Source organism: Pseudoalteromonas sp. DL2-H2.2, from assembly GCF_021532535.1.
Taxonomy (GTDB): Bacteria; Pseudomonadota; Gammaproteobacteria; order Enterobacterales; family Alteromonadaceae; genus Pseudoalteromonas; species Pseudoalteromonas rubra_A.
This window is the reverse complement of sequence record NZ_JAKGBD010000001.1, coordinates 107,011-119,361: the sequence shown is the minus strand read 5'-3', so window position 1 is coordinate 119,361 and position 12,351 is coordinate 107,011. Positions and strand designations below refer to the sequence as shown.

At 46.9% G+C, this 12,351-nt stretch carries 9 protein-coding genes; 4 read left to right on the top strand and 5 right to left on the bottom strand.

Annotation, left to right across the window (positions count from 1 at the left end):
- Positions 1-99: 99 nt before the first annotated feature.
- From L1285_RS00460 to dnaK, 3 genes are all read right to left on the bottom strand, one after another.
- Positions 100-558, bottom strand: a complete 459-nt coding sequence (locus tag L1285_RS00460; RefSeq protein ID WP_235410523.1) for an aminoacyl-tRNA deacylase — start codon at positions 556-558, stop codon at positions 100-102.
- Positions 559-994: 436 nt separating this feature from the next.
- On the bottom strand, positions 995-2,125 hold the full coding sequence (gene dnaJ, locus L1285_RS00455) for a molecular chaperone DnaJ (RefSeq protein WP_235410522.1): 1,131 nt from the start codon (positions 2,123-2,125) through the stop codon (positions 995-997).
- A gap of 224 nt (positions 2,126-2,349) precedes the next feature.
- On the bottom strand, positions 2,350-4,272 hold the full coding sequence (gene dnaK / locus L1285_RS00450) for a molecular chaperone DnaK (protein WP_138543373.1): 1,923 nt from the start codon (positions 4,270-4,272) through the stop codon (positions 2,350-2,352).
- 215 nt (positions 4,273-4,487) lie between these two features.
- On the opposite strand from dnaK, the gene L1285_RS00445 reads away from it, so the two are divergent.
- The 4 genes from L1285_RS00445 to L1285_RS00430 all read left to right on the top strand — a co-directional run bounded on the left by L1285_RS00445 (position 4,488) and on the right by L1285_RS00430 (position 8,797).
- Positions 4,488-5,291, top strand: a complete 804-nt coding sequence (locus L1285_RS00445; RefSeq protein ID WP_235410521.1) for an acyl-CoA thioesterase — start codon at positions 4,488-4,490, stop codon at positions 5,289-5,291.
- A 164-nt stretch (positions 5,292-5,455) separates the two neighbouring features.
- A complete protein-coding gene (locus L1285_RS00440; protein ID WP_235410520.1) occupies positions 5,456-6,559 on the top strand; it encodes a paraquat-inducible protein A in 1,104 nt (367 codons plus the stop codon).
- Positions 6,552-8,210, top strand: coding sequence for an intermembrane transport protein PqiB (gene pqiB, locus L1285_RS00435; protein WP_046004272.1), 1,659 nt, complete (start codon positions 6,552-6,554; stop codon positions 8,208-8,210). The genes L1285_RS00440 and pqiB overlap by 8 nt, the downstream gene beginning before the upstream one ends.
- The gene (locus L1285_RS00430) at positions 8,210-8,797 is read left to right on the top strand and encodes a PqiC family protein (RefSeq protein ID WP_235410519.1); all 588 of its coding nucleotides are present in this window, start codon (positions 8,210-8,212) and stop codon (positions 8,795-8,797) included. The genes pqiB and L1285_RS00430 overlap by 1 nt, the downstream gene beginning before the upstream one ends.
- A gap of 3 nt (positions 8,798-8,800) precedes the next feature.
- Here the strand turns inward: L1285_RS00430 and L1285_RS00425 are convergent, their stop codons facing one another.
- Both L1285_RS00425 and L1285_RS00420 read right to left on the bottom strand, forming a co-directional pair.
- Complete coding sequence (locus L1285_RS00425) at positions 8,801-9,319, bottom strand: GNAT family N-acetyltransferase (RefSeq protein ID WP_235410518.1); 519 nt, start codon at positions 9,317-9,319, stop codon at positions 8,801-8,803.
- 52 nt (positions 9,320-9,371) lie between these two features.
- Positions 9,372-12,248 carry an insulinase family protein gene (locus L1285_RS00420; RefSeq protein ID WP_235410517.1) on the bottom strand — a complete coding sequence of 959 codons (2,877 nt, stop codon included), beginning with the start codon at positions 12,246-12,248 and terminating at the stop codon, positions 9,372-9,374.
- Between the last annotated feature and the right edge of the window lie 103 nt (positions 12,249-12,351).

The window sequence follows — 12,351 nt, the reverse complement described above, 5'->3', positions numbered from 1 at the left end:
CTTGAAATTTTGAGTGATTTTTATACTAAAAAAGTGTCGAAGAGAAAATTTTCGCTGCCCGCCGTTACACGGGCACGGATTGGATAAACAACAGAAGCGCTAAAAATCAGCAACCTGAGCTAAACACAGTGCTTTAATCGTATCCGGGTTGAGCGCTAACTCCAGGCCCCGCCGACCGCCGCTGACATAGATGATCTCATAATTGAGTGCAGAACTGTGCAGCATCACGGGTAAGCGCTTTTTGTGTGCAAACGGGCTGATCCCACCTAACTGATAACCCGTTGCATTTTCAGCCTGCTGCTGCGTTGCAAGCTGCGCCTTTTTGCCTTTGCAACTCTTGGCAAAAGCTTTTAAATCAACCAGTTGAGTAGAAGGTGTAACGGCAACAACGAGCCGACCATCAACGCTTATCACCAAAGTTTTGAACACTTGTTGCGGCGCCAGGGCCAACGCTTCTGTCGCTTCCTGAGCAAAATCTGAGATGCCCGGGTCGTGGTCAAATTTCAGTATGTCGAAGCCTGCTTTGTGCTTATTGAGTAGTTGAATAGCGGGTGTCATGCCTTATCGTCCTGTATCTGGCTGTCTTAAAAAATTCAATGACGCGTAATAGAGAATAACTCTAATTTAGAGTAGACAAAACGCCAATTTAGACTAAAGTCTAATTACCTCTACACGCACAGTATTATTGCGCCGGGGAGTCGTTATGAGCAAGCACCTTGTTCGTATCGCAGCCGTTTGTGCGGTTAGCTACGTGGCATTATCTTTTTTGACTAATGAGTATTACTTTTGGGAAAGCAGTGTGGCCTGTACGTCCAAGTGCAAACGATTGGGCTGTAACGATGGACTTCTTTTAACAGGGCACAGTCGAACAGTGCTGGCATGTAAATGCACTGGGGATATGGATCATCTCATGCTGTTAAACTGAGAGAAAACGGCGCCGTTAAGCGCCGTTTGTTTTTCTTAAGAATAAGCTGAAAACACGTGAAACGCGTACTTACTTAGTCAGGTCATCAAAGAACTTTTTAACACCGTCAAAGAAACCCTGCGCTTTTGGACGGTTTTTGCCAGCGTCGCCGCCCATGCTCTCTTCAAGCTCTTTTAGCAATTCTTTTTGTCTGTCGTTCAGATTTACTGGTGTTTCGATCACAACTTTACAGATCAAATCACCAACCGCACCGCTGCGCACAGATTTCACGCCTTTACCGCGCATTCTGAACATTTTTCCTGTCTGGCTTTCAGAAGGCACTTTGAGGTTTGCTCTGCCATCAAGCGTCGGTACTTCAATTTCCCCGCCTAATGCGGCTGTGGTGTAGCTGATAGGCACTTCGCAGTACAGGTTATTACCATCACGGACAAAAATCGGGTGCTCTCTCACGCTCACCTGAACATACAGGTCGCCAGCTGGCGCACCGTGCATACCCGCTTCGCCCTCTCCTGACAATCTGATACGGTCACCGGTATCAACGCCAGCAGGGATTTTAACAGACAGGGTTTTGGTCTTCTCAACGCGACCCTGACCATGGCAACTATCACAGGGATCAGAGATAACCTGGCCACTGCCCTGACAGGTAGGGCAGGTTTGTTGCACCGCGAAGAAACCCTGACGCATTTGCACCTGGCCTGCACCGTGACAAGTAGAACAGGTCTTAGGCTTAGATCCAGACTTTGCACCGCTGCCATCACAAGGCTTACAGGATACCCAGGTTGGTACCTGGATCTCGACTTCTTTGCCTCGTACCGCATCTTCCAGGCTCAGATCCAGGCTGTAGCGCAAGTCTGCTCCGCGCTGTTGGCGTGACTGACGTCTGCCGCCTCCAAAAATATCACCGAATACGTCCCCGAAAATGTCACCAAAATCAGCACCGCCGCCAAATCCACCATGGCCTGCACCACCGTTTTGTTCAAAGGCAGCATGGCCGTATTGATCATACATCTGGCGTTTTTGACTATCAGTTAAGACTTCGTAGGCTTCTTTTACTTCCTTAAACTTTGCTTCCAGCTCAGCATCGCCCGCCGTTCTGTCTGGGTGATACTTCATTGCAAGGCGTTTATAGGCCTTTTTAATCTCACGTTCACCGGCGTCTTTTGATACCCCAAGAACGTCGTAATAGTCTTGTTTTGACATAGTTCTCACACATCTTACTGAGCGATCAGCCACTATGATGACCGCTGGCGAATAGGTGTTTAATTGTGCCACAGATGAGGCTTAGTGCCTCTGTTCGTCCACTTATCCGCTCTAATTTAAATACGTCAGAGCCTGCTTACCTTTGCCATTCGCTAGAACTTGAAGGATAAACAGGCCCTGTTTAGCACTCCAGGCTAGGCCTGTGTGCGCTTACAAGTCAACAATTACTTGTCGTCTTTTACTTCTTCAAACTCAGCATCTACTACATCGTCGTCAGCTTTGTTTGCTTGCTGTGCACCTGCGTCACCGCCGGCTTGTTGTTGCGCCTGCGCTTTCGCCTGAGCAATTTCCATTAGCTTCTGAGATTTTTCTGCAAGTGCCTGGGTCTTAGCATCGATTTCTTCTTTGCTTTCGCCTTTAATCGCTGTTTCCAACTCAGACAGTGCCGCTTCGATTGCTGTCTTGTCGTCAGCTGGCAGGTCGTCACCGGCTTCTTCAATTTGCTTGCGAGTAGCGTGAACCAAAGCATCAGCCTGGTTACGAGCGCCTACCAGCTCTTCGAACTTCTTGTCTTCTTCAGCATTCGCTTCTGCATCACGAACCATGTTTTCGATTTCATCGTCGCTCAGACCTGAAGACGCCTGAATCGTGATCTTCTGCTCTTTACCTGTGTCTTTGTCTTTCGCAGATACATGCAAGATGCCATCCGCGTCAACGTCAAACGTTACTTCGATTTGTGGTACGCCGCGCTGTGCAGGACGAATACCTTCCAGGTTAAACTGGCCAAGAGACTTATTGTCGCTTGAACGCTTACGCTCACCCTGTAGAACATGAATCGTTACCGCAGACTGGTTATCTTCTGCTGTTGAGAAAGTTTGCGACTTCTTAGTAGGGATAGTCGTATTTTTCTCAATAAGCGCAGTCATCACTTGACCCATAGTCTCAATACCCAGAGACAGAGGACAAACGTCTAGCAGTAGTACGTCTTTTACGTCACCAGCAAGTACACCACCTTGAACCGCAGCACCTACTGCTACCGCTTCATCAGGGTTAACGTCTTTACGAGGCTCTTTACCAAAGAACTCAGCAACTTTCTTTTGTACCAGAGGCATACGTGTTTGACCACCCACCAGGATGATGTCATTTACGTCGCTTACAGACAGATCTGCATCAGCCAGTGCACGCTTTAGCGGCTCGATAGACTGTGCTACCAGGTCTTCAACCAGTGACTCAAGTTTTGCACGCGTCAACTTCACGTTCATGTGCTTAGGACCTGTTGCGTCAGCAGTAACATAAGGCAGGTTCACCTCAGTTTGCTGTGCAGATGAAAGCTCGATTTTCGCTTTTTCAGCTGCTTCTTTCACACGCTGCATTGCTAGCGGATCGGTTTTCAGGTCAATGCCCTGATCTTTCTTGAACTCAGCAACCAGGTAGTTGATTACGCGGTTATCGAAATCTTCACCACCTAAGTGCGTGTCACCGTTAGTCGCAAGTACTTCGAATGTGTGCTCACCTTCAACTTCATCAATCTCGATGATTGAGATATCGAATGTACCACCACCCAAGTCATATACTGCAACAACGTTGTCGCCTTGTTTTTTGTCCATACCGTAGGCAAGTGCCGCAGCTGTTGGTTCGTTGATGATACGTTTTACATCAAGACCAGCAATACGACCGGCATCTTTTGTTGCCTGACGCTGTGAATCGTTGAAGTAAGCAGGAACAGTGATTACTGCTTCTGTCACTTCTTCGCCCAGGAAATCCTCGGCAGTCTTTTTCATTTTCTTCAGGACTTCAGCAGAAATCTGAGGTGCTGCACGCTTTTCGCCACGTACTTCAACCCAGGCATCACCATTGTCTGCTTTAACAATCTTAAATGGCATGATGCCGATGTCGCGCTGTACTTCTTCGTCTTCAAAACGACGACCGATCAAACGCTTGATTGCGTACAGTGTGTTCTGAGGGTTAGTCACAGCCTGACGTTTTGCCGGTTGACCTACTAGCGTTTCGCCCTCTTCGGTAAATGCAATAACCGATGGCGTTGTACGATCCCCTTCAGCGTTTTCGATAACGCGTGTCTTATCACCATCAAGTACCGCTACACAAGAGTTAGTAGTACCTAAATCGATTCCAATAATTTTACCCATGTGAATCTTCTCCGACTTCAAAAATTCGTTGTTCTGTTAGATGACTTGATAAATAGGGGCGGCAATTTGTAATTCAAGCGTCACAACAAAAAAAAAGTGATTTTTTTTGAAATTTTTTCGTTATGCCGTTTTTTTCATCAAAAAAACGGCATTTGACATTTCCACCCTGGTATGACCAGATAAGTAACTCTAAAAACGAACCAAAAGTAAACGCGATGACATTTGATCAACTAATTTCTCTGCCTGTCTTGCAAAACGCGCAGGCCGACCTTTCGTTACCAGCCAGCTGGGGTCAGGGCAGAACGGTATTTGGTGGGCTTTCTGCGGCCCTGATGCTGCAAAGCATGTTGCACCAGCTCACAGAGCAAGACAGACGCCTGCTTTCTTTTAGCTGTAACTTTGTCGGCCCGCTGTTAAGTGAGGAACCATTTGAGCTCAGCACGCAGCTGCTCAGATCGGGTAAAAATGCCACTCAAATGCAAACCACCATTACTCAAAATGGCCAGCCCTGCCTTGTTGCACTGGCTTGTTTTGGTAAACCTCGTACATCGGCAATCACAGTGCCCGCTGATGATACCTGTACTTTAGCAGAGCTCAATGACAAGCAAACATTACCTTACATAGACGGAGTAATGCCTGCCTTTATCCAGCACATCGACCTTAATCTGCAACAAGGCGCTCTGCCGTTTAGCGCTGCCAGCTCGAGTAACCTAGGCGGCTGGATGAAATTCAAGGCGCCTGCCGAGCCAAACCTATCAGTACTACATTTACTTGCACTGGCCGATGCCTGGCCACCAACATTGCTGCAATTGTGTAAAGGACCGACTCCCGCCAGCAGTATGTCTTGGTACATCGAGTTTTTAGATGATATTGCATTACCGGGTGATGAGTGGTTTGCAATGGAGGCGGTGACACACCAGGCTGAGCATGGTTATGCCATTGAAGATGCCAAGCTCTTCTCACAAGATGGTAAGCTGCTGGCACTAAGCAGACAAACAGTCGCTGTATTTGACAGTTGATTAAAACGCTTTAGTCACTCACACTATGTGACAGGAGTAAGTTTAGGTATATTCAAACAGTGATAGTTGCCTGTCAGCATTGTGATTATTTAGTATCCATTCAAGATTTGGGCGAGCAGCAACGCGCTGTTTGCCCCCATTGTGGTAATGTGCTGGCTACCACTGTGCGCAATTATAGCCAGTGGATAGCCGCATTTAGCCTTTCGTCTATTATTTTTTTATTGCTGAGCCTGCAACCGCACTTCATTTCTTACTCACAGCACGGTCTGAAACAAACCATCAGTTTAATGGCTGCCATTATGCAACTTGCCGAACACTATAGTGTGTTCTTAGCCGCATTATTGAGTACCAGTATCCTGATATTACCATTGTTAGCCAGTGCCCTTATTTTATTGGTGCATACGCCGGTGTGGCAAAAATTAAACCCCCACAATGCCCGGGCAATCGCCAAGTTTATCATGGCGCTGAGGCCCCTCAACCTGGCCGATATTTTTCTGGTCGCCGTGCTGATCAGTGCGTTTAAGCTAACCACCTTCGCCGAAATCGTAGTCGGCCTTGGCTTTTGGGCTTATATTTTATTCGTACTGTGTTTTATCGAAACCCTGTCTTTGCTGAGCCAACATCAGTTATGGCAGCTGCAGCAAGCGCATTTTACCCCTACAATCGAACACTGCGCCAAACGCGCCAGCACCCAAAACCTAAAGCAATGTCATGTGTGTCAGCAGATCAGTCGCAGTGAGCACTGTCCGCGCTGCCTCGCTAAATTACGTTACCGTAAAAATAACTCTGTCGCGCGCAGCGCGGCCTGGATGCTCACTTCTTTGGTGTTTATGGTACCTGCCCTGTCTTTTCCAATCATGGATACCATTAACCTGGGGCTACACACCCCGGCCACCATTTACAGTGGCGTAGAGGTGCTATGGCAAAATGGCTCCTATCCCATCGCAATCGTGATTTTTATTGCCAGTATCTGCATTCCTCTGCTAAAAGCCGGTACGCTGTTTTATTTGCTGTATCGTGTGAGGCATCCGGTTAATCCAAAAGTGACCGCTAAGTTTTACCGCGCCCTTGAAGCGGTCGGTAAATGGTCAATGATCGACGTTTTCGTCGTGATCCTCTTGGTTTCTCTCGTACAGCTTGGTACTGTACTGAGCGTAGAGCCACAGCCGGGTATCGTCTTTTTTACCGCCATGGTCATTTGTCAAATCTTTGCTGTGAACAATTTTGACCCTCGTTTACTTTGGGACTCTCTAAAAAAGTATGAATAAAGAAGCGCATATCGAGCCCAAGCCCAGGCTTTCCGTAATCTGGATCGTGCCCCTACTTGCCGTTCTCATTACCGGCTGGATGCTATATCAGCATCAGCAAAACAAGGGCCACCAAATCTACATTAAAATGAAAAATGCGGACGGCGTTATCGCTGGTAAAACAGAAATTAGAGTCCGCAGCGTTAAAATCGGCATAGTCGAAGAGTTGCGCCTGCAAGTAGAGCAAAAAGCCGTAGTAGCCACAGTGCGTATAGAAAAACACTATGATAACTTACTGACGCAAGACGCCAAATTTTGGATAGTGAAACCGCGCATTGATCAGTCAGGGATCAGTGGGTTAAACACGCTGTTATCGGGCGTTTATATTGAATTATTGCCTGGGGAGAGCAAACAACGAACCAGCCTTTACACGCTTCAGGAGCAACCCGCGCTGATCTCTACCGATATAGAAGGCCTGCGCTATCAGCTTAGCTCCACCAGTGGAGAAGTGTTAGATGTCGGTACGGGGATCTTTTTTCGCAACTATCACGTTGGCCAGATAGAAAGTGCGGTGTTCAATACCGACTCGTTAAAGATGGAATATGGTATTTTTATCCACTCTCCTTATGACAAGCTCATCACCCACAATGCCATTTTTTGGATCAACTCAGGGGTCGAATTGTCTCTGACCAGCGAGGGGATTAACGTCAACACGGGATCGCTCGCAAAAATGATTAAAGGCGGGATCTCTGTCGATTATCCACCGGGCCAAAGTGCCGGTGAACCCGCAGCAGAAGATAAACCCTTTACGCTACACCAAAATTTTGCCGTTGCGCTGGAACGGCGTTTTGATTTATTTGATCACTACTTGGTAGAATTTGAACAATCTATCCGGGGCCTTAAGCCAGGCGCGCCAGTTGAATACCGGGGTATGAGAGTCGGCACAGTCGAGCAAGTGCCAGCAAGGTTAGAGCGCAATGGACAGCCACTCTACTTTCAGCAGGGTAACACCTCGATCCCGGTGCTAATCAAAATCGAGTATGGCCGCATTTATGAAGTTGATGCGAAAGCCAAGCAATACTGGCAGGAAAATATAGAACAATGGGTTAAAAATGGCCTAAGAGCATCACTAAAAAGTGGTAATATTTTAACAGGTGCGGTATATATAGAACTTGATTTTTACAACTCAACCCCTCAGACCAGTTTAGGTATGAATTTCGAGTATCCGGTATTACCAAGTGTTCCGAGCGGGTTTACGGCCTTATCTGAGCAAGTTATGGCCTTGTTAAACAAACTCAACAAGCTGCCGCTGGACAGCTCGCTCGTCGAGGCACAAAGAACAATGCAGGCGTTTAGTGCATTAGCAGCCGAAACGCAGGCACTGGTAAACAGTTTCAACACAACGAAAGTATCAGAGAAAGTGGAAAAGAATTTAACACAACTACAAGGAACGCTGGCGCAACTCACAGCGAGTCTGAAACAATTTGAGAAGACGCTGAACAACTATCAAAAAGGCTCCGGTATGGTCGAGCAGCTCACAGATACATTGCAAGAGCTGGAGAGCCTTAGCAATTCACTCAAACCCGTTTCAAAAGGGCTGAACGAGCAACCTAACATGTTGTTGTTCGACAAAGAAATACAGGCAGATCCAGAACCCAGGAAGCAACGCTAATGAAGGCTGTGATTGGTTTATTGGTTATCATTTTGGCAGGATGCGCCGGCTCGGAACCGGCCCAGTACCAGTACTACCGATTTGGCTCAGCGCCTGTCACCTCAAGCCAAACCAGTGATGCAGCCGAAAAGAATCCTCATCGGGTCTATGTCGATCAAGTAAATATCATAGGCGTTGCTGATCAGCAGGCGCTTATTCAATATGTAACACAACATAAGGTGCACATTGCCAATTACCATTACTGGGCAGAGCACCCCAAGTTACTGTTGACCAAAGAAACACTGAGTTCCCTAAATAATGCAGGCTTTGCCCCGGTGCTCTCAGCCCATGCCAGCAATATCAAACCTGGCGACTACAGATTGCTTATTGAAGTGTCAGATCTGGCAGGTCACTATCAGCAAGGGGCCATTTTAAAGGGCGCCTGGCACTTGTATCAAATCACAGAAAACGGTAACGAATTACGCCAGGTCAAGCACTTTGAGTTTGAATCAGCACTCTCACAAGATGGTTTTAATGCGCTGGTATCGGCCCATCAGATAAACTGGAATAAGTTAATGGGCCAACTACATACAGAACTGGCCCAGTAAATACTAATCCCGCAGCAGATTTACATACAGGTTGGTCGGTCCCATGTCTGGCGCCAACTCAAGCGTGCCGACTAATACAAAGCTCAACTTGTTCAGCAACTTATTGCTGGCCAGGTTGTTAGGGGATGTAATCGCTCCCAGCGCCTTATATTTACCACATTGGTATACAAACGTGAGCAATGCGTCTGCCGCTTCAAAGGCGTAGCCTTTCGCGCAATACCTGTCCAGAAATGCATAACCCAAATCTGGAAAAGCCAGATAAGGACGCTGATACAGGCCACAAATGCCAATGGCCGTACCGTCATTCAGCGTCACAATATAAGGGCTCGGCGCGCGTGAGTCATAAGGCGTGAAAAAAGCACTTTCTATGTACTTTCGGGCGTCAGCTAAAGTTCGGATCTGCTTGTCAGCAATATTGTCTATGAAGCTTTGTTGGTTGAGCAACTCGTAGATAAACTCAGCGTCTGTGATTTGTGCCCTGCGGATAATCAATCGCTCTGTATGCGTTATGATATCAGACATATGAATACATCCTTAAAAAGTGGGGCAATTTGCCCCACAAAATAGCAGTCATTTACTGAAAACGCGCTTTTTTATAAAGCTCCGTCATCGAATTGATTTTTACTTCATTTTCCAAAGTAGCAAAGGGCTTGTCGGCAAACTTCTTACCCCGGATCTGCACATTCAACCTGGCAGCATCGGCATTAAGCATACTCTGCTGATAATAAGACTGAATATCCGCCAGTGTTACTTGCTCTGTTGCAACAATCAGCTTGGCTTTCGAATCAAACGCTAAGTTATCGCGATACCAGTCGCTCAAAATAGGCTGAGACTCTTCTGCCAGATTTTTAGGTACTTCCTTAAGAGACAACAAAGCAGCCTGCTTGAGTTGTGTAAAGGTCTCTTCATCGAGTGCTTCGAGTGCCTGTGCATACTCCTGACGATAGCGGTCAAATCTTGCCTGCATTGACTGCACATCTAACACCGGCGTCTGAATATAAAACCCTAATGCAGAGTGTTCATCAATACTCTGAGCGACTGCCCCAACCGCGTAGGCGAGTTGCTCTTCCGTGCGCAGTGCATTAAACAAGTGGCTACTCAGATGAGACTTTAAGATCAGCGCCGCCGCTTTTTGCGGATATCCGGGCTGTGGGTGCACAAACATATCAACAATCGAGACATCCGCCGTTTCACTGTCCTGTTGCCATACCAGTGTTTGTTTAGCCTGTGGCTGCAAAAAGTGCGCTCTCACGTAGTCATTATGCTCTGCCGGCTTGTTAAGCGTGCCTTTTACCTTTTTTACAACTTCTGCAAGGAAGTCCTTGTTGTAGTTACCATAACCAAAAATACGGACTGTATGATGATTTAATAGCGCATTTTGAGCTTCCAGGAAGCTATCCAGGGTCATTTTAGTGGCGGCTTCAATCTGTACTTCTTCATCAAAGTTACCGGAGCGCACCAAAGATTGGTAACGGCCAAATGCCTGATAAAAAGGAAACTGCTGGCGTTGATTCTGAATATCACGAACAAAACGATCAATGGCTTGCTCTAACTGCTTTGCCGTGGGTTGTACTTTCAAGCCTTCTAACGACTGAGACAGCAGTACCCCCTGCTTGTCTGTAAACCCTGATAAAGTCAGTAACAAACCGTTATTCACACTCATACGCATTCCCATGCCCGCAACCCCGGCTTCCGTTTGCAACTTGGCTTTGTCTATCGCGTATAGATCTGCCCAAAGTGCTGCAGCAACCTGGACCTGCACACTGTCTAAAGTAAGCGGAGAATTAATATGAACTTGCAGGCGCCCCTTGGGCTGTTCGCTGTATTTATCACTGGTTTTTTGCCAAACGGCCACCGAATTATCCTGATAAATCTTGTTTACCGTTTTGGATGCCTCGCCTTGAGTGACGATATCAAACTGCTCCGGTAGCAAGCGGTTCACACTAGGCAGCGCCAACTGAGGAGCGGGCTCTGCCTGCCAGGACGCAATTTCTTGTTGTGGAATGTCCGAGACCTTATAGCGACCGTCATAAAAGTGCAGTTGCTGATCGTGTGGCTCTTGCTTGCTGATATACCAGACACGCAGACGCTCCGGATTTAATTGCACCAGTACATCTTTGACTGCTTGCTCGTTAAAATCAGCAAAATAATATGGCGCGTTAATTGCATTATTTAGCGGATACTTTTGCATGCTGTCTGCAAGATTTGATACGTAACCAAATTCATCACCACGCTCTAAGAAACGAAACTGGTTGGCAAGTGCGGTTTTTATCTCTTTAAAGTACTTAGCGTCGATCCCCTGCCCTTTGATCAGCCGAATATATTGCATCACGATAGCAACCGCCTGCCCGCGGTGCTGCATGCCCAGATCTGTCAGTTGGATATCGACCGACAAGGTACCATAGTTACCGTACAGATCCGGCGATGCATTAGCCGTTAGCTCAGAGATCCAGCCTTTTTGTTTGAGGACTTGTGCCGGACTGCCCTGCATTTCGTTACTCAACAGATAAGTGACAAAATAATTCGGCTTAAACGCAAATTCGTTGCGATTGTTGGTAATCGTGAAGTCCAGCTTCAATGTTTTCACGTCTTCGTTCGGCACGTAATGGATACGCTTTTTGCCCATTTTCGAAAAGTCTAACGATGCTTCAACCTCAGGCTTATCGATTTCTTTATTTTCTATCGCAGCAAAGTGTCGCTGTGCCTTTTCAACCATTTCGGATAGCGGCAAATTAGATATCATCGCCAGCTTCATGATGTTTGAAGAGTAATACTTATTGTAAAAAGCGACGGTTTCCTGGTGTAAGTTGCTGCCAGGTTTATCTCCCAGGGTTTCCAAATTACCTATCAAAAACCGATTGGCTGGGTGTGTGCCCATCATACTGCGCGACAATTTATACTGCCCGAAAAAATCTAGCTCACGGCGCATCGACCATTCCGCATTCACCGCACTCTTCTCTTTCTCTGTGTATTCGGGGTAGAGCTTGGGTGCCTTGAAGAAGTCGGAAAAGCGATCCAACGCCTCATCGTATGCCTGATTGTTTACTTTGAACATGTAGTTAGTGATATCTAACCAGGTATAAGCATTATGTGAGCCACCATTACGGCTCATAAAGTCTTTGTAACCCTGAGTATCAGGAAAGCGCTCCGTTCCTAAAAACAGCATGTGCTCCAGATAGTGCGCCATGCCCTGTTGCGACATCGGGTCGTGAAGCAAACCTACTCCCACACTTAACGCAGCCGCTGATTTCTCAACTTCAGGATCTGAGACAAGAATAACCTCTATGCCATTTGATAAAGTCAGTGTTTTATATTGTCGGTTATCATTCGGGCTCACCACGAGCGAAGATGTTTCAGCAACCGTCGCTGACTGACCAGCTCCGTATTGAGTTGCCGCACATCCGGATAACAATGCCAGCGTGATACTGGCCACTATCATTGTTTTTTTCATTCACTTTCCATCTTAAAAAATGAGTCTGGTCCCGGTTTATCTGGGGTCCTATGAGATACTCAAACGCTATCATCTATCCTCGGTACAATTCAATCACCATCAA